The sequence below is a fragment of the Extibacter sp. GGCC_0201 genome (assembly GCF_017566055.1).
Lineage (GTDB): Bacteria > Bacillota > Clostridia > Lachnospirales > Lachnospiraceae > Extibacter.
In genome coordinates this window covers 45,949-64,914 of sequence record NZ_JABFCH010000013.1, presented here as the reverse complement: position 1 = coordinate 64,914, position 18,966 = coordinate 45,949, and the positions used below count along the sequence as shown (strand labels likewise).

The window sequence follows — 18,966 nt, the reverse complement described above, 5'->3', positions numbered from 1 at the left end:
GGTCCCTCTGTTATCTTATAGCACTTCTCTATACGCCTGCTCCTGATATCAAGCGGTCTTTTTATCTTGTTTCATCAGCGTCCGGATGCCGTCAACCGCAAGCACTACTGCAAGAATTACAAGCAGGACCGCGATAATCGTACGTACGTAGCACCATGATACGCCTTCGCCTCCCAAAGAGATGCCTGCTACGTTGGACTTGATTGTAAAGCAGAGTGACGTGATTGTGACTACGAGCATAAATGCCATCGGGATATAGAACATCTTGTTGTTCTTCCCTGCCTTGCCAAGCCATGTGGCCACACCGAGCAGTCCCAGTGCCGCAAGCAGCTGGTTTGCCGCTCCGAACAGAGGCCACACGTTCGCGTATCCTGTAAGGCCGAGACCGACTCCGAGTATTACCGTAATTATCGTAGCTACCATAGGATTCGTAAGCACTTTCTTATATCCTGTCGTCTCCGCAATCGTCTCTCCCGGATTCAGCCAGAATTCCTGGAACATATAGCGGGCCAGACGTGTGGCGGTATCAAGTGATGTCAGGCAGAATGCGGACACTGCAAGCACAAGCATGGAGTAAGCGACTTCTTCTGTTCCTGCCAGTCCCGGGATGGAACCTACCATCTTAGAGATACCGGTTGCAAATACTACGGTCGGTGTAACCGTCTCTCCTGAGGCATAGTTCGCCCAGATGTAGCCTACCGCGCAGAGAGAAATAATCGCAAGCGCACACTCGATGAGCATACCACCGTATGCGATTGGACGGGCATCTCTTTCATTGTTCAGCTGTTTTGCCGTCGTTCCAGATCCAACGAGTGAATGGAAGCCTGATATAGCGCCACAGGCAATCGTCACAAACAGAGCCGGGAATAAATAGCCGAGCGATGCACCGGTCGGTGCCAGCGTGTCTTTGAATCCTGTGAATGCAGGAATATCCATAGTCGCACCGCCTGTAAACGCGCTGCCCACGATTCCCACGACTGCCACAGCCATCATGAAGTAGAGCAGGAAAGAGCTCAGATAGTCTCTTGGCTGCAGCAGAATCCACACAGGTGTCACGGATGCTACCGTGATGTAGATACCTACGATAATCATCCAGGTCGTGTTGCTTAAGTATAATGGATGCCAGTTGAACCCGATTGCCATGCAGACAGCGATTGCTGCTACGCCGATGATGGTTGATACGCCAAGTGACGCGTTCCGTCTGTATACGAGCAATCCGAATACTATGGCAATCACAATAAACAGTATGGAAATCATGGCAGTTCTTGCATTGGCTGCACTGGCGGCCACGTCCACCGCCCCGCTCTCCGTATATGTCGCCATAAATGTGTTGGCAACTATAGAGGCAAAGGCTGCGACTACGAGAATCAATGTAAGATAAGAGAACGTGATAAACAGCTTCTTTGCTTTTGTTCCCATCGAGTCCGCGATGACCTCGCCCATGGACTGTCCTTTATGGCGGATGGACGCAAACAACGCGCCGAAGTCATGGACCGCACCGAAGAAGATTCCTCCAATCAGCACCCATAATAATACGGGCACCCATCCGAATACCGCCGCCTGGATAGGCCCGTTGATCGGACCGGCTCCTGCAATGGATGAAAAATGATGTCCGAGCAGCACAGGCGCCTTTGCAGGGACATAATCCACACCGTCCTCTTCCGTATGTGCAGGCGTCTCCTTGGACGGGTCTACGCCCCACTGCTTGGCGAGCCATTTGCCGTATGTGACATAGGCGATGATAAGAATCGCGATGCCCGCTAACAATACTACAATACCATTCATTTTGTTTTCCTCCTCATTCCTTCTTTTGTTCTTTATACCGACCGGATTCCTTCAGCTTTCCGGCTGGCTGCTAAAAAGGCCCTATTACTTTGGCCTTAGTATAGCCTTTCACCAGTTCCTTGGCCGAACGGTTGCCGAAGACTTTTTTATTCTCCATGTCAAAAACGAGAATCCTGACCTCGCTGTAGCCGCGGACTGTCCATTTGTAATTTTTCACGAAGCTGAAACGCTTCACCGCCTGCTTCGCTTCCTCGGGTATGCCCTTCTCACATATGAACACGCCTGTAATGTACGTATACATATGATTTTTTTCCGGCCATTTCTTACCGCCTCTAACAAGCTGTGGTTCTATGTATGAGGCAACCTGTAATCTGAAATGCTCCAGGTCGTCCACTCCAAGACTGTCCTCCACACGAAAAAACACGTGCTCAAAGCAGTCTGCCCGCCACAGTTCTGCCTTCTTGACGAGGACATACTTGGCGCTGGTCACACTGAAAGCCGCGTGTGCATCATATATATCCCCATTGATACTGCAGGTTCGTTCTATGTCATAGCTCGCCTCATAAGATGCAAGCAGTTTTTCTAATAGTTCTACGCCTGTCATATATGAAATTCTCCTTCGCTGTTACTGTATCACAGTAAAGCATTTCTTAAAATACTCTTAAATTTTATCATTAATTGTTGGGAAATGCAAGACTTTTAGAGCGCACTCCATATTTCTTTATAAGCACAAAGTTACTGCGCAAATTGAATTGGGGACGGGGTTTTTTTAAAAAACCTCCGTCCCCAATTCAATTTGCCGTGTCCCTCATCATTCCTCTCTGTCATTGGTCAATTTCAGCTTATCGAGGATATAGAAGATAAGACTCAGTATCATTCCGACGATACATGCCAGCACCATCCCTGTCAGCTGTATATTTCCGAACTTTACCGCTATGCCGGACAGGCCGGTTACGAATACGACAGATGTCAAGGTCAGATTCCTGGACCTTCCGTAATCCACTTGGGAATCTACCAGGATGCGGATACCGGACGCGCCGATCATGCCATAGAGCAGAAAGGAGATTCCCCCTATGACCGGACCCGGAATGGTCTGGATGAGCATAGACAGCTTGCCGACAAAAGAACAGATGATGGAGAGTACCGCTGCTCCTGCAATGACGCGCACGCTGTATACTTTCGTAACCGCCATGACACCGATGTTCTCCCCGTATGTCGTTGTAGGGACAGAGCCAATCATGCCGGATATCATGGTGGATAGATTGTCTCCAAGCAGGGAACGGTGTAGGCCGGGATCCTTCAGCAGATCTCTTCCCACAATCTTGCTCGTCACTACCTGATGCCCAATATGTTCAGAAGCTATGACCAGCAGTACCGGCAGGATAATCAGTATGGCCTCCATGCTGAAGCGGGGCGTCTGGAAATTCGGCATCTCCAGCAATGATGCGGCAGCTACCTGCCCAAAGTCCACCATTCCGCAGCAGACCGCGGCCACATACCCCGCGATGACTGCTATAAGTATCGGTATGACGGACAGGAACTTGCGGAACACGATATTACCGAATACAGCCACTCCGAGCGTCACCATAAATACGATTATATTTCTGCTGTCCATCTTCTCATCCAGAAGCCCTGCGTTACCTGCCGCCGAACCAGCCAGCTCCAGGCCGATAAGGGCCACTACCGGACCCATGGCAGCGTGCGGCAGCACGATATCTATCCATTCAGAACCGAACTTGTAGATAATCAATGCAAGCACGCACCCGAAGAAACCGACTACCACAAATCCTCCAAGCGCGTACTGATACCCCATCTCACTTATCACGATGCCCGCCGGCGCAAGGAATGCGAAGCTGGAGCCGAGATAAGCCGGCGCCTTTCCTTTTGTAATGACGATAAACAATAGTGTACCGACGCCGTTCATGAACAACACGATTGCCGGGTTGATTCCGAAGATAAACGGAACGAGCACAGATGCCCCGAACATGGCAAACATGTGCTGAATACTAAGCGGTACGAGCAGCCGGAAAGGAACCTTGTCCTCTACCTGAATAATCTTTCGACCTTCCATTTCATTTCCTCCTCATCTGTTCTTTTCTAATTTTACTCTCGCTCCATTCCGTCGCTCCAACCGATGCGACTGCGAGCGCGCCGCACCTGTTAGCATATTCTGCGCACTCCTTTAATGTTCTTCCCTCTGAAAGCGCACTGAGAAATCCTGCGGCAAAGCTGTCCCCCGCTCCCGTCGTATCAATGCAGCGTACCCCGGGCACGGCCGGTACTGCGAAGCTGTCTTCTGCGCTTCGCACGACACATCCATCTCCTCCACATTTGACGATTACATTTGCTGCCCCTGCCCTCATCAGACAGGCGGCAGACTCCTCCGGATGCCGCATGCCCGTTATAAGAGCCGCTTCGTCCGCATTGGCAAACAGATAGTCGACGTAAGCAAGGGCCGGAGCAAGGTCTTCTGCCGTCTCCTTGTTTTTACATTTTGTCATGTCTGCACAGACTGTGATACCCTGTTCCTTTGCCGTTTTAAAAATTTGGCACAGGCCATCCGTATCTATTTCCGGAGAGACAAAGATGCTGGCGAAGCAAAGAATCTTCGTACCGGGAGAAAACGGCATCTTGATATGAGAAAGCGAAAGCCTTCTCAGACTTCCGTACGGATTGGTGAGGAAGCTTCTCTCCCCGTTGCCTTCCACGAGCACAATATTGATGCCTGTGTCCATGTCATCACAAAAGCAGCTGTCTTCAAGTATAATACCTTCTGCCGCGCAGTGTTCCGCCAGCATCCTGCCGGCCATATCTTTCCCGATGACTGTGGCAAGCCTCACACGTTTCCCAAGACGGGCCAGCACCGTCGCCTCATTCAGCGCGTCTCCACCTGTGGACATGCGTATCTCATCCGCAGGCAGGGAACCGGTCTTAAATATGTCGGCGCCGACCGGCCGCGCGAGCACATCCACAATCGCCGCTCCAATAATTAATATCTCACCGTCCATCCGTTATCCCCTCCGTTGCAAGTATCTTCCTTTTCCAGCGTCTCATAGATCATCCCTCCCGGAAAACTTTCCTGCATTATGTCATAAAAAGCCCGGAAAACCAAAGTTTCCCGGGCAAATTATATACTTTACGCCTTTATATGATCAGATTACTCGATAATCTTAGCAACACGGCCTGATCCTACTGTACGTCCGCCTTCACGGATAGCGAAACGAAGGCCCTGCTCCATAGCTACCGGATGAATCAGTTCGATAGTCATCTCAACGTTGTCACCAGGCATGCACATCTCTACGCCGTCCGGCAGGTTGCAGACACCTGTAACGTCTGTAGTTCTGAAGTAGAACTGTGGACGATAGTTGTTGAAGAATGGAGTATGACGTCCACCTTCATCTTTTGTAAGAACGTATACCTGTGCTGTAAATTTCTTGTGGCATGTTACAGAACCTGGTTTTACAAGAACCTGTCCTCTTTCAATCTCATCTCTCTGAACACCACGAAGAAGCGCACCGATGTTGTCACCAGCCTGAGCCTCGTCAAGCAGCTTACGGAACATCTCGATACCAGTTACGACTGTCTTTCTTGTCTCTTCATGGATACCGACGATTTCAACTTCCTCAGATACATGAAGAACACCACGCTCAACTCTACCTGTAGCAACTGTTCCACGTCCTGTGATAGAGAATACGTCCTCTACAGGCATAAGGAATGGCTGGTCTGTTGCACGCTGTGGGTCTGGAATATAAGAATCAACTGCGTCCATGAGCTCCATGATCTTGTCGCCCCATTCTCCTGAAGGATCTTCAAGAGCCTTAAGAGCAGAACCCTGGATGATTGGTGTGTCATCGCCTGGGAATTCATATTCGTCAAGCAGTTCACGGATTTCCATCTCTACTAATTCAAGGAGTTCTTCGTCGTCAACCATGTCACATTTGTTCATGAATACTACGATGTAAGGAACGCCTACCTGACGGGAAAGCAGGATATGCTCTCTTGTCTGAGCCATAACACCGTCCGTAGCAGCTACAACAAGGATAGCACCATCCATCTGAGCAGCTCCTGTAATCATGTTCTTAACGTAATCGGCATGTCCCGGGCAGTCAACGTGAGCGTAGTGACGTTTGTCTGTCTCGTACTCAACGTGAGCTGTAGAGATTGTGATCCCACGTTCTCTTTCTTCCGGAGCCTTGTCGATGTTCTCGAAATCTACTGCAGCGTTACCTTCTACTCTCTGAGAAAGAGTCTTTGTGATAGCAGCTGTCAAAGTTGTCTTACCATGGTCAACGTGACCGATAGTACCGATATTGCAATGTGGTTTGTTTCTTTCAAATTTAGCTTTAGCCATTTTGAATATCCTCCTTATTATATCGCCTTCCAGGCATTTATTATTACTTTACGTTTACTCGGCTATCTCTGATTATATTTCAAATCGTACAGTTTTTCAAGCCTTTTTCATACTTTTTTACCGCCTGTACAGCTTATTAGTCATTTTTAGTTGATAACACTTTTTCCTGTACAGATTTCGGTACCTGCTCGTAGCTCTCGAAGAACATGGAGTAGTTGCCACGTCCCTGTGTTCTGGAACGTAAGTCCGTTGAATAGCCGAACATCTCGGACAATGGGACGAATGCGCGTACAATCTTGCCGCCGCCAAGGTCATCCATACCTTCCACACGTCCACGGCGTGAATTGATATCGCCGATAACATCACCCATGTATTCTTCCGGCATCGTGACTTCAACCTTCATGATAGGCTCAAGCAGAACAGGGGAAGCCTTCTTCATGGCATCCTTGAATGCCAAGGAACCGGCAATGTGGAATGCCATCTCATTTGAATCGACTTCATGGTAAGAACCATCGTATACGTTAGCTTTCAGTCCGACTACCGGGAATCCTCCAAGAATACCTGACTTCATGGCCTCCTCGATACCTTCTCCGATCTTCGGAATGTATTCCTTCGGAATCGCACCACCGACTACGCTTGATTCAAACAGGAACGTCTCCTCACCGTTGACATCCATCGGCTCGAACTTAACCTTACAGTGTCCGTACTGTCCACGGCCGCCTGACTGTTTCGCGTACTTGCTGTCAACATCAACCGGTTTTGTAAATGCTTCTTTATAAGCAACCTGAGGCGCGCCTACGTTAGCCTCTACTTTAAACTCTCGCAGAAGTCTGTCTACGATGATTTCAAGGTGGAGCTCACCCATACCTGCGATGATGGTCTGTCCTGTCTCATGGTCTGTATGGGCACGGAATGTCGGGTCTTCTTCTGCAAGTTTTGCAAGAGATTCTCCAAGCTTGCCCTGGGAAGCCTTGGTCTTCGGCTCGATAGCGAGCTCGATAACCGGTTCCGGGAACTCCATGGACTCCAGGATTACAGGATGCTTCTCATCACAAATCGTATCACCTGTCGTCGTGAACTTGAATCCGATAGCAGCCGCGATATCACCTGCATATACTTTATCAAGCTCTTCTCTTTTGTTGGCATGCATCTGAAGGATACGGCCAACACGTTCTTTCTTGCCCTTTGTCGCATTCAGTACATAAGAACCTGAGTTCATCGAACCTGAATAAACTCTGAAATATGCAAGCTTACCGACAAACGGGTCTGTCATAATCTTAAATGCAAGAGCTGAAAACGGCTCATCATCTGAAGAATGTCTGACAACGTCTTTTCCGTCCGCATCCACACCTTCAATAGCCGGAATGTCCGTCGGAGCAGGCATATATTCAAGTATCGCGTCGAGTAATTTCTGTACGCCTTTATTTCTGTACGCCGTACCACAGCATACTGGGATTGCCTGACATTCGCATGTAGCCTTTCTAAGCGCTGCTTTCAAGGAATCTATGGAAGGTTCTTCTCCCTCCAGATATTCCATCATAAGGTCATCATCTAACTCGCAGATCTTCTCTACGAGCTCTGTACGATATAATTCTGCGTCATCTGCCATGTCTTCCGGAATATCTGTGATAGAGATGTCTTCGCCCTTTTCATCATTATAGATGTAGGCCTTCATCTCCATCAAATCGATGATTCCCTGGAAGTCATCTTCTTTGCCGATTGGCAGCTGAAGACAGATTGCGTTCTTTCCAAGTCTTGTCTTGATCTGTTCTACTGCATTGTAGAAATCCGCACCTAAGATGTCCATCTTATTGATGAATGCCATTCTCGGTACGTTGTAAGTGTCTGCCTGGCGCCATACGTTTTCTGACTGAGGCTCAACTCCGCCCTTTGCACAGAATACACCTACAGCTCCATCAAGTACACGGAGTGAACGCTCAACTTCTACGGTAAAGTCAACGTGTCCCGGCGTATCAATGATATTGATACGGTGTTCCAGGGCACCTGGTTTGCTCTGGCAGTTCTCCTGCAGAGTCCAGTGACATGTCGTAGCAGCTGAAGTGATTGTGATTCCTCTTTCCTGCTCCTGCTCCATCCAGTCCATAGTAGCAGTACCTTCATGAGTATCACCAATCTTGTAGTTTACACCGGTATAGTATAAGATACGCTCTGTCAGCGTCGTCTTACCGGCATCAATATGAGCCATGATACCGATGTTTCTGGTTCTGTCTAATGGATATTCTCTTCCAGCCATTATTGCCTCCTAGAATCTATAGTGGGCAAATGCTTTGTTAGCCTCTGCCATCTTGTGCATGTCTTCTTTCTTCTTTACAGATGCACCAGTGTTGTTGGCTGCATCCATAATCTCATTTGCCAGTCGCTCCTGCATCGTCTTCTCTCCTCTTTTACGAGAATATGATGTCAGCCAGCGAAGAGCAAGTGCCTGTCTTCTCTCGGCTCTTACCTCTATCGGTACCTGGTATGTCGCACCACCGATACGTCTTGCCTTTACCTCAAGTACTGGCATGATATTATTCATTGCTTCTTCAAATACTTCGATAGCCGGTTTGTCCGTCTTTGCCGCCACTCTATCGAATGCACCATATACAATCTTCTGCGCTACGCCTTTCTTGCCGTCTAACATGATATTGTTGACAAGCTTTGTAACCACTTTGTTGTTGTATAATGGATCCGCTAATACGTCTCTTTTTTGAGTATGTCCTTTACGTGCCACGGTCCTTCCCTCCTTAAACATGATTGTGTATCAGATACACTGATTAATTCATCGGTACTCACATGTGTCTTTCTGATGATACTGTGTAGTGCAGCGGGACACCTTCTATATAACCCGCAACTTACTTGATCATAGTTCTGTTTGTGATAACGATTTTAGCTACTACTTAGAATCTTTTGGTCTCTTGGCACCGTATTTAGAACGTGCCTGTCTTCTCTTGGCAACACCTGCTGTGTCAAGCGTACCTCTGACGATGTGGTATCTGGTACCTGGAAGGTCCTTTACTCTTCCTCCACGGATAAGAACAACGCTATGCTCCTGAAGGTTGTGTCCTTCACCTGGGATGTAGCTTGTTACTTCGATACCGTTAGAAAGACGAACTCTGGCGATTTTTCTGAGCGCTGAGTTAGGCTTCTTTGGAGTAGCAGTCTTAACAGCTGTACATACGCCTCTCTTCTGAGGAGCAGATACGTCTGTGGCTCTCTTCCTCAAGGAGTTGTATCCTTTCTGAAGTGCCGGAGCTGTAGACTTCTTTACAGATGTCTGACGACCTTTCTTTACTAACTGGTTAAATGTTGGCATTCCTTTCACCTCCTACGATTTTAAATAAGTTGCGATTTGCATTATATGCATAATGGCGCACAAAAATACAATGCATCTTTGTGCACGCTAGAATATTTTATTATGATTAAATGGAAAAGTCAAGGATTTTAGCGAAAAAACGTGTTTTCTTTGAAGGATTCGACGTCTGGATCGTATGCCGGTCCGTATCCGACGCTTTCTCTTACAATGAGCGCAGGCTGGAACACGATACATTTTCTTGCGCCTACGCCGCTCTCCACCTCGTCGATGAGCTGCTTTACGCTTTCCACTCCCATCTCATAGATCGGCTGTTTGACCGTCGTCAGGGGTACATCCAGAATTTCCGAAAAAAAGATATCGTCATACCCGATCAAAGACATGCCTCCCGGCACAGATATCCCTCTTTTCTTCAAGCTGTTATAGACACCATAGGCAGACATGTCATTGAATGCAAATACTGCGCTTATCTCCCTGCCCTCGAAAAAGTCCACCGCACCCGCGCCGCTTTCCCGGTCGTAACTGCCTTCATAGATAAATTCATTCCGAAAGGTGATGTGATATTCTTCCAGAGCTTTCTTATATCCTTTCAGTCGTTCCATCGAGTCTTCCAGACCGCTTGGTCCTGTCACACATCCTATATTTCTATGTCCCTGCTCCAGAAGAAACTTCACAGCCGCATATCCCCCCTGCTTATGGTCTACGATGACCGAACTGCAGTCTGCCTCCTCCAGATACCGGTCTATCATGACAAATGGTATCTTCAGCTTCTTCAGCAGCTGGATGCTCTCCTTCGTCTTTTTCTTGTCACTGTCTCTGGCCATACAGAATAAGATGCCGTCCACCCCTTTATTCGCAAGCACTTGTATGTAGGACATGTCGCGCTCATGCTTATCGTTGGTATTACATAGAATCAGGTTCCAGCCCTGGCTGCGGCAGGAATCCTCCACCCCTTTTGCCAGCGTAGAGAAAAACACGTTGCTGACGTCTGATATGATCAGGCCGATTGTCTGCGTGCGCTTCTTGACCAGACCTACCGCAAGCTGGTTCGGATGATAGTTCAATTCTTCAACGGCATCCAATATCTTATTTTTCGTACTCCTGGGAATCTTATCCGCTTTATTATTCAGGACCAGGGATATCGTCGTGACCGAAAAACCCGTGTAATTTGCAATGTCCTTAATTGTCGTTCTCAATGTTCACACCCTCACCAAACTATTATTTTTCTGCATCTATACGTACAGTATACCTTATTGAACATTAGTAGTTCAATAAGTATGCCATTTTTTGCCATTTTGGGGTTACAGGAATCGTTTTAATATTTTTATATATTGCAGATATTTTTCTATTTCGACGTATTCGTTTGGCTTGTGTGCCATTTCGGGCTGGCCGGGACCGAAGAGGAGGACCGGAGTGGACGGTATTCCTTTTGCCAATATGGAGGCGTCGGTAAAATAGTTGATTCCTATAGGTTCTTTAGACAGGCCGGCCAGCTTCAGCTCCCACTGGAGCTTTTTGAGCCACGGGCTGTCCGCCGGTATCTCGATGGCCTGCCTGTCGTTTCGTATGTGCACTTCTACGTCCAGCTCTCCGTCTGTCTCCTGCCTATAGCCTTCGATAATCTTCTTAAGCCACTCGCTGACCATCTGTGTGGTAACGCCCGGAATCACCCGGATATCAAGCATAAACTCTGCTGCATCCGGCGTCATATTGGGAACTATGCCGCCTTCCGCCTTCGTAATCTGGCAGGTCGGGGAACCGAGGAGGCCATGGCCATGTTCTATAAGCTTCTTTTTCAAATCCTGGAATATGCGGATTCCATACTCCACCGCATTGATCCCCTGTTCCGGGTATGCGCCGTGACTTGTTCTTCCGTGCAGCTTCATCTGAAGCCATATGCAGCCTTTCTGAGCCGTTCCGGGCTGCAGGCCCGTCGGTTCGCCGATAAGGAGCAGCGCAGGTTCGCCAAGCGTCTGCGCTTCCAGAAGATGTTTCGCTCCCATGCCGTTCTTTTCCTCATCACACGTGCCACAGAAATATATCGTGCGGGAGGGTACATATCCTTTTTCCTTCATACTGCCCAGGACATAAGCCATAGCCGCCAGGCCGCTCTTCATATCGCTGGCACCTCTGGCATAGATACAGCCATTTTTCTTCGACGGCACAGACGGATCCGTCTTCCACTCTCCTATCTTGCCGTAGGGCACCGTGTCCAGATGCCCGTTCCAGATAACTGTTTCTTTCGATTTTCCTTCCAGGACTCCCACCACGTTCGCATGTCTGCTGTCGATGTCCTGAACCACAGCGCTGACTCCGCAGTCCTTCAGGAAATCGCGGAGGAATACCGCCAGCGCCTTTTCGTTATCCTTACCGTTTACCGTAGGGATTTTCAATACTTCCATTAAGAATGTCTCTGCATCATACTTCATCTGCTTCTCCTGTTCATGTCGAAAACGCCTGCTGCCATCAGCAGCAGACGTCCTGTTATCTATCCGTCAGCCATCCCGCGATTCCCTGCCAGATCTGATTGTAGTCCTCCCATTCGCAGAACTCCGGCGGAGCCCAATGGGGGGCACAATCTCCTGTAAATACCGCGCTCCTCCCCTTTCCGTATGTACCAAATGCGATAAATGGATCTCCTTCGACCGTAGCTGCCACAAAAGCTTCCGGCCTGGCAATCGTCTTATTGTAGCCAAGTATCTCGGGCCATTTTGTCCGAATCCCTTTCAGCGCTTCATGCTCCTTTACGGTAACCGGACGCACGCCTTCGCAGTGCTCCATCCGGTCATCTACGGTCAGCACTTCCACCGGAAGGACCTCCTGGACCGGAGTGTCATGCCATTTCCCTTTGGCATCCACACCGGAGAAGGTGAGATAACCGCCTATCATCAGCAGGGCACCTCCTTCCATGACATAGTCTCTGATAACCTTGGCCCGGTTCGGCTTCTTCTCGCTCTTCGTGAACGTAGCCGCCGGAAGCAGAAGAGTATTTGCTCCGATATCGGAAAGGATTACGCAGTCATACGCATCCAGCTCCTCCACCGTAAATGGAAACTGCTCCGCCGCTATATGGTTCGGAAGGAAATCCACTTCATATCCGCCCTCTTTAAGTGCCGCGACCAGCCACTTCTCCCCCGTTTCATATACGGATGTATAAAAACTGTCAAACCCTTTCACATGGGTCGTGTAGCTCATCCATGATTCTCCGGCTAATAATACTTTCTTCATTATAATGTACCGCCTTTCTATATGATATCGTACATGGGCAATTCTCCGATTCCCATACTTTTCTTTGTCTGAAATTTGCTTACCCAGTATCCGGCTCTGCCTCCCAGGCGCAGATACCTTTTTTCAAATGATACGAGCTTTCCGTTGGTCAGCACGTATACTGCGTACTTCCGTTTCGGGTCAACGACAGTGATATTGGCGTAAGCGCCCATGCCCAGATGTCCGTACCGGCTTCTCCACTCTTCGTTTCTCGTCCTCTTTGCCAGCAGTTTCGCAGGATTGCAGGTCATCAGTGCAACCGCGTCCATTTTACTCAGAACTTTATGCTCTGCAAGTTCCAGCAGACAGGGAATATTATCCCTCGTATCTCCGAAGCCCTTCATCGTCGACTGGTTCTGGCCATCTGACACCGCAATCGTAACAATATGCTCTGCCAGAGCTTCCAGTGCCATCTGCCTTGCCGGTTCTGTCATCTTCAGCCCTTCCCTTGATCCCCCGCCTTCGCGCAGCATTGTCGTCACGAACTCTCCACTCACCTCTTTCTGCCTGCATAAGCCAATCACCTGCTTCATCGCCCAGACAGCTTCTCCGTGCGTGCCGCATCCTGCCGCATTGGCATGTCCCAGATGAAGGTGCCTGCCTTTCGCCATATCGAACAGGTGCAGTGTGTGGTCGATGTCTTGTGTGTGTGAGGTAAACATCAGGTGGGCTTTGTCGGTAAGAGTGTAAAGCTGCAGGATCTTCTCGTCCGGGAGCAGGAAGTGCCCCATGTGTTCTTTGATTCCTACCGCATATTGTGCCGTATGATTGACGATGCTGTTATGGCTCAGCTTCCTTTCCTTCTCTTCCTGTCCCAGCGTACCTCTGAATAGTTCAACCAGTTCCCCTTCATTCAATCTCGTTCCGAGAACATTAGCTGCGCCGAGAAACACTCCTACGTTGAGCGGCAGGCCTCTGTCCATCTCTGCTCCTAAAAGAGCCGGTGCCATGAAGGTATTGCCTGCTCCCGGGGAAAGGGCTGTCGTAACCCCGTCCTCGGCAGCCCCATATGCCGTATTCGTATGGATTTCAAAGAGATCGCTTACATGCAGGTGCATATCTATCAATCCTGGCCATATCTCCAGGCCGGCACAGTCTATGACACAGTCTCCTTTTTCTGCGGCTGCCGTATCACACACTTCAAGTATCATGTCATCTTCTATCACAATGTCCTTCACCGCTTCTATTCCATTAGAAGGGTCAATCAGAAGACCATGTTTCAGTATTGTATGTCTTGTACAAGTTCCATGCCTGCCCAATTAACTCACATCCTTATTCCGCAGATTCTGCCCACTTAAGAATCAGATTCGCATATATTTTAATCGCGTCAAGATACTGCTCTACCGTGACATATTCGTTGACCGCATGGCATTGTTCCAGTGATCCCGGCCCGTACTGCAGCGTCGGACATCCTACGATATTGTGCCATGTCCTGGAGTCGCACCCTGCCGGTGAACCTGCCAGTTTTACTTCTGTGCCGGTGGCTTTCTTATATGCATCTTTAAATGCCCCGACAAATGGATGCCCCAATTCCATCTCGAATGGATTGCCCGTCTGGTATACGCTGATCTTAGGCTTATGGTCTTTCAGCCATTCGTCTCCTTCACAGCATCTGAGAATGGCCCCGGTATATTCCTCAACTACCTGCTCATGGCTCATCAGATTCGGGAGGTAATGGACACAGGTCTTAAAGCAGCAGTAATCCGGTATGGTCGAGCCGGCCTCTCCGCCGTAGATGACACCCACGTTGCTTGACGGCGGCGGCAGAAGGGGGTGCTTATATTCCAGCAGCCAGCGGTGCTCCAATTCATTGATGGCATTCATCAGTTTTCCAGCTTTTTCTATTGCATTCACCCCTGCCAGCTTCAAGCCGGAATGGACTGCTATCCCTTCTATCTCCACCTGGAAGAATACCCATCCCATATGTGCCACGATCAACTCGTAGTTCGTAGGCTCGCATACCACGACCGCATCAGCTTTCACACCGCTCATTGCCGCACACAGAGAGCCGTTCCCCCCGCCTTCTTCGTCACATACAGACGCATATTTTACAGTGACGGGCAAGCTTATGCCTGCATCTTTCAGAAGCGCTGTGGCCATTACGGACGCCATAAGCCCTGCCTTCATGTCCGCCACGCCAAGGCCGGTAATTCTGTTGTCTATGACTGCCGGACTCAAAGGCGGTATGCACCAGTTATCTTCGTTCTCCGCAGGCATATGGTCGATGTGCCCGTTAAACAGAATCGACCGCTTCGATTCCCCCGGAAAGCTTGCGTATACATTGTAGCGGTTCTCATAATTATGTCCGGTATTCCCTTCTCTGTATTGTTCTTTGCACTTCACGATACTGTCTTCTTTCAGCGGGTCTTTTACCACTTCATCTGCACCGAGCTCATGGAACAGGTCCGCCATAAAGTCCTGCCCTTCTGCCTCCAGGCCGCCCTCGATGCCGTGGCCGATATCATGCGTATCGATGGAGACAAGTTTCAGTAGATAATCTATATACTTCTGTTTATTCTCTTCTAATGCTTTTTCTATGCTTCTGTTCATCACGTTCCTCCTTACGTGCAATCATCCGGTATATCCCTTCTGCCAGCCTCCGGTGCCCTTCTTTATCGAGATGGATTCTGTCATAATTCCCCGCGCTTGCAATCGTATCCACATTCAGGAATTCCCATCCGCGCCTCGATGCCAGACTCTGATAGCATGCGGCTAGCCCCCTGCTCTTTTCTTCTGCCCCTCTTCCGAATTCGCTGTAGAAAGGGCTCTTCTTCAGGCCGCGCAGCACCGGCGGGGCCGCAAGTATGATGTGCGCCCCGGCATGTGCAAATGCTTCCGCCACCTTTTCCATCCCTAGTCCGATATCGTCCACTTCCGCACCGTATTCATCTTTGCAGTCATTCGTCCCGAGCATAATGACCGCTATATCAACGGGGGCATGTACCAAAGCGCAGACGTTCGCCTCTTCCAGTCCGTTTACATAGGGCTCCCTTATGCTGTCGAAACAGGTCGTTCTGCCGCACAGCCCATTCTCTGTCACCCGGTATCCGGCGCCCAGCTTCTTGCTTAAGATACCCGGATAACGCTCTTCCCATATGAGCCTGTCATCCGTTTCGGGCCGGTATCCCCATGTATTCGAATCTCCATAGCACAGCACCTGCATCATGACGCCATCACTTCTTTATAACGTTCTACAAACTCCCGGGCGTTCAAGATGTCTTTTCCCAGCCCTATGCTGTCTGCAATCTGTCCGATTCCGGGGCGTTTTATCTTGCTTTGCCGTAATATGTCATCGTCGCTGAATATGTCACGGACGTTTCCGTCTTTTATGATCTTTTTATTGGCCATAGCGACAACACGCTCAAAGTTATTGGCTGCAAATTCCATATCATGGGTGATGGTCACTACGCCGATTTCTTTCTTCTCCAGCTCCTCAAGCACCCGTGTCAGTACCTTGATTCCCGTCAGATCCTGGCCTGCGGTAGGTTCGTCCAGAATAATGTACTGAGGCTTTGTTGCCAGGATTGCTGCAATCGTTACAAACTTTCTGGTCACATATGGGATTTCAAAAGGGTTCATCTTTAAGTAAGTCTCTATCTCCAGTAATTGGGCAACCTCTTTTACCCTCTTTTCCACTTCCTTTTCAGCCATCTTATAGTATTTAGGCATGTACGCTATCTCTGCATATACGGTCTGGTTAAATATCTGGTCATCTGGATTCTGGAATACGTATCCCACCTGCCGCGCTATCTGGGCAGTCGTATACTCTTTCGTATTCCTTCCTTCTACCAGTACGTCTCCCTTGCATGGCTTATGCAGCCCATTCATCATTTTCACGGCAGTCGTCTTGCCCGCGCCATTCTGTCCCACTATCGCAACTCTTTCTCCCCTCTTCACGATAAGGTTCAAATCGTCATTCGCTAAAAATCCATTCGGATACTGGAAACTGGCATTTCTAAACTCAATTTGGTTCATATCTGACGCCCCCCTTTTGCAAAAGGTCTATGCATTCTTCCGTGGTAACCGGCACCTTAGGAAGTACAATGCCGTTCAGTCTTAATTCCCGCTCTAATATAATCGCCTGGGGCAGCATGGTCCCATGCTCCAGAAGTTCCAGGTCGCTCAATACGGTCCTGGCATCCCCTTTTTTCAGCAGCCTGCCTTTCTGAAATACCAATACCTCGTCTGCGTATTCTGCAATAAGGTCCACCTTATGCTCCACCAGAATAATCGTCTTCCCCTGCTCCTTCAACATGTGTATAATCTCGAAAATGCGTTCTGTCCCTTCCGGATCGAGCTGGGAAGTGGGTTCATCTATTACAAATATATCCGAATCCATAGCTATGATTGATGCAAAAGCCACTCTCTGCCTCTGCCCGCCGGACAGCCGGTTCGGGTCGTTCAAAAGCAGCTCTTCTATCTTCAGGAGTTTCGCCACCTCGATGACCTTCTCTATCATCTGAGCTTTGGGGACTCCCAGGTTCTCAAGCCCCAGCGCTATCTCTTCAAACACCGTCTTCCTGACGCCACTGATCTGCGTAAATGGATTTTGAAAGATATACCCCATCTTAGTAGACAGGACATCTACATCGATTTTTCGGATATCCTCCCCGTTTATCTTCATATCTCCGAGTAATTTACCATTATAGAAATGTGGAATCAGTCCCCGCAGCAGATTGCAGAATGTCGTCTTTCCCCCGGCATTTTCACCGATAACCCCATAAAACTTTCCGAGCTCCAGCGAACAGGATATGTTCTGAAGCGCCGGCTCCTTCATAAGCGGATATGTATAAGTGACCTCGTTCAACTCTATATAAGCCATAAAACTATCCTCCCTGTTATCAATCCCACAAAAGCAAGGTCAAATAAGATAACAACAGCCTTCTCCCCTATGGACACCTCTGGAAGCTCCGACAGAAATGTGTGTGAAACAGGTGCTGAAAAAGCTCTGGCATCCATAGCAATCGATTTCTCTTCCGTGCTGGATATCGCGTTGAGCACGAGCGGTCCCATAACCGGTATGTATGCCTTCGCCCGCTTCAGCAGATTCCCCTCTGTCTCAATCCCCCTTGCTTTTTGTGATTCCATAATCACCTGTGCGTTCTGCTTTAAATCCGTAATCGTCTGAAACGATGACAAGATGACGAATGATACCATATGTGATACGCCCTTCTTTTCCAGGGCATACGTAAATTCATCCATAGGCGTCGTCTTGACGAACAATATAAACGCGCCGCTGAAAGCCAGAACAAGGGATACGATATTAAGCCCTGACTGTATGCTTTCCGTCGTCACGCAGATTCCCCACAGCCGGAACAAGACATGCTCTCCCGGCGCAAACGCCGCTTTTACAACAAACAGGAACACACCGAATAAAAGCAGCACTTTCCAGTATAAGGAAAAGAAAGAGCGAAAGCAGCCGGCTGCCGCCGAAAACAGCACAAACAATATTACCATTCCAAAGCCATAATAATAATTCTGGACGATAAACGGCGATAATCCCAGTACCAGCATCAGATTCACCTTGCTCATAGGGTTCAGGTCTCTTATCACGTTACCTGTCCTTTTTGGATTCATATACTGTTTTGCAAAATCATAATCCATATAATCTTCCTCCTTTCGGAAAGATTGCAGCCATATGCCTTATGGCTGCAACCATATATTACTGCTCTTCTTTGATGAAATGTTTTCCATTTGGAAGCTTTACGACAAAGCGGGCGGGCATAGCCTTTAAGACAAAGAATATGATTATCAGGCAGATAATCTTATCAATCAGCTCTGATGACAGTTCACTTGCAAAAGTAGCCGGAAGTACATCCCAGCCCGCTGCCATGAGGGTGGTTACAATTACGCTGGCCCCTGTTCCGACAAATCCTCCATATAATATGGCTGTAATCGGTACGGCGATACATGTACTGATAATTGCTATGATCACACCATTGACCGGCGCTTTCCAGAACTTGGAGAACATCTGCTTTTTTGCCAAAAATGAACCGAGAAACCCAAACAGCACGCCTATAATCGTGTACGGCAGAAGTGTCGGCAGCGATATGGCATTGATCAATCCGCAGCCCAATCCCACCAGTGCTCCCGGGATGCCTCCACATAGTGCACCGACGACGAATGTTCCGATACTGTCTAGAAATACAGGCAGCTTCAGCAGCACCGCAAGCTGTCCGCCCACTACGTTAACTGCAATACCGATTGGAATCAAAAAAATAGTTAACTTGTTAAATTTCTTCATGATTTT

At 48.7% G+C, this 18,966-nt stretch carries 18 protein-coding genes; all 18 read right to left on the bottom strand.

Annotated elements, in window-relative coordinates; genetic code table 11:
- Positions 1 to 48: 48 nt before the first annotated feature.
- On the bottom strand, positions 49 to 1,785 hold the full coding sequence (locus HJV72_RS10350; RefSeq protein ID WP_208070777.1) for a carbon starvation CstA family protein: 1,737 nt from the start codon (positions 1,783 to 1,785) through the stop codon (positions 49 to 51).
- A 70-nt stretch (positions 1,786 to 1,855) separates the two neighbouring features.
- A complete protein-coding gene (locus HJV72_RS10345; protein ID WP_208070776.1) occupies positions 1,856 to 2,389 on the bottom strand; it encodes a hypothetical protein in 534 nt (177 codons plus the stop codon).
- A gap of 207 nt (positions 2,390 to 2,596) precedes the next feature.
- Positions 2,597 to 3,856 carry a uracil permease gene (uraA, locus tag HJV72_RS10340; RefSeq protein ID WP_208070775.1) on the bottom strand — a complete coding sequence of 420 codons (1,260 nt, stop codon included), beginning with the start codon at positions 3,854 to 3,856 and terminating at the stop codon, positions 2,597 to 2,599.
- A gap of 1 nt (position 3,857) precedes the next feature.
- Positions 3,858 to 4,793, bottom strand: a complete 936-nt coding sequence (locus tag HJV72_RS10335) for a carbohydrate kinase family protein (protein ID WP_208070774.1) — start codon at positions 4,791 to 4,793, stop codon at positions 3,858 to 3,860.
- 149 nt (positions 4,794 to 4,942) lie between these two features.
- The gene (gene tuf, locus HJV72_RS10330; RefSeq protein ID WP_006443176.1) at positions 4,943 to 6,136 is read right to left on the bottom strand and encodes an elongation factor Tu; all 1,194 of its coding nucleotides are present in this window, start codon (positions 6,134 to 6,136) and stop codon (positions 4,943 to 4,945) included.
- 136 nt (positions 6,137 to 6,272) lie between these two features.
- Positions 6,273 to 8,390 (bottom strand): elongation factor G, encoded by a 2,118-nt coding sequence (gene fusA, locus HJV72_RS10325; RefSeq protein ID WP_049728730.1) that lies wholly within the window; start codon positions 8,388 to 8,390, stop codon positions 6,273 to 6,275.
- Positions 8,391 to 8,399: 9 nt separating this feature from the next.
- On the bottom strand, positions 8,400 to 8,870 hold the full coding sequence (gene rpsG, locus HJV72_RS10320) for a 30S ribosomal protein S7 (RefSeq protein WP_208070773.1): 471 nt from the start codon (positions 8,868 to 8,870) through the stop codon (positions 8,400 to 8,402).
- A gap of 162 nt (positions 8,871 to 9,032) precedes the next feature.
- Positions 9,033 to 9,452 carry a 30S ribosomal protein S12 gene (gene rpsL / locus HJV72_RS10315; RefSeq protein ID WP_049728728.1) on the bottom strand — a complete coding sequence of 140 codons (420 nt, stop codon included), beginning with the start codon at positions 9,450 to 9,452 and terminating at the stop codon, positions 9,033 to 9,035.
- 128 nt (positions 9,453 to 9,580) lie between these two features.
- Positions 9,581 to 10,645 (bottom strand): LacI family DNA-binding transcriptional regulator, encoded by a 1,065-nt coding sequence (locus tag HJV72_RS10310; protein WP_208070772.1) that lies wholly within the window; start codon positions 10,643 to 10,645, stop codon positions 9,581 to 9,583.
- Positions 10,646 to 10,750: 105 nt separating this feature from the next.
- Positions 10,751 to 11,878: a M20 family metallopeptidase gene (locus HJV72_RS10305; RefSeq protein ID WP_208070771.1), complete on the bottom strand. Its 1,128-nt coding sequence runs from the start codon at positions 11,876 to 11,878 to the stop codon at positions 10,751 to 10,753.
- Between the two features lie 55 nt (positions 11,879 to 11,933).
- On the bottom strand, positions 11,934 to 12,680 hold the full coding sequence (locus HJV72_RS10300; RefSeq protein WP_208070828.1) for a glutamine amidotransferase: 747 nt from the start codon (positions 12,678 to 12,680) through the stop codon (positions 11,934 to 11,936).
- A 14-nt stretch (positions 12,681 to 12,694) separates the two neighbouring features.
- Complete coding sequence (locus HJV72_RS10295) at positions 12,695 to 13,975, bottom strand: amidohydrolase family protein (RefSeq protein WP_208070769.1); 1,281 nt, start codon at positions 13,973 to 13,975, stop codon at positions 12,695 to 12,697.
- Between the two features lie 13 nt (positions 13,976 to 13,988).
- Positions 13,989 to 15,266, bottom strand: a complete 1,278-nt coding sequence (locus tag HJV72_RS10290; RefSeq protein WP_208070767.1) for a M20 family metallopeptidase — start codon at positions 15,264 to 15,266, stop codon at positions 13,989 to 13,991.
- The gene (locus HJV72_RS10285; protein ID WP_208070766.1) at positions 15,229 to 15,882 is read right to left on the bottom strand and encodes a GDSL-type esterase/lipase family protein; all 654 of its coding nucleotides are present in this window, start codon (positions 15,880 to 15,882) and stop codon (positions 15,229 to 15,231) included. Before HJV72_RS10285 ends, HJV72_RS10290 begins: the two co-directional genes overlap by 38 nt.
- Entirely contained in the window at positions 15,879 to 16,691 is an 813-nt protein-coding gene (locus tag HJV72_RS10280) for an energy-coupling factor ABC transporter ATP-binding protein (RefSeq protein ID WP_208070765.1), read from the bottom strand. The genes HJV72_RS10285 and HJV72_RS10280 overlap by 4 nt, the downstream gene beginning before the upstream one ends.
- Complete coding sequence (locus HJV72_RS10275; protein WP_208070764.1) at positions 16,678 to 17,538, bottom strand: energy-coupling factor ABC transporter ATP-binding protein; 861 nt, start codon at positions 17,536 to 17,538, stop codon at positions 16,678 to 16,680. Before HJV72_RS10275 ends, HJV72_RS10280 begins: the two co-directional genes overlap by 14 nt.
- Positions 17,526 to 18,320 carry an energy-coupling factor transporter transmembrane component T family protein gene (locus tag HJV72_RS10270; RefSeq protein WP_208070763.1) on the bottom strand — a complete coding sequence of 265 codons (795 nt, stop codon included), beginning with the start codon at positions 18,318 to 18,320 and terminating at the stop codon, positions 17,526 to 17,528. The genes HJV72_RS10275 and HJV72_RS10270 overlap by 13 nt, the downstream gene beginning before the upstream one ends.
- A 58-nt stretch (positions 18,321 to 18,378) precedes the next feature.
- Positions 18,379 to 18,960, bottom strand: a complete 582-nt coding sequence (locus HJV72_RS10265; RefSeq protein ID WP_208070762.1) for a hypothetical protein — start codon at positions 18,958 to 18,960, stop codon at positions 18,379 to 18,381.
- Between the last annotated feature and the right edge of the window lie 6 nt (positions 18,961 to 18,966).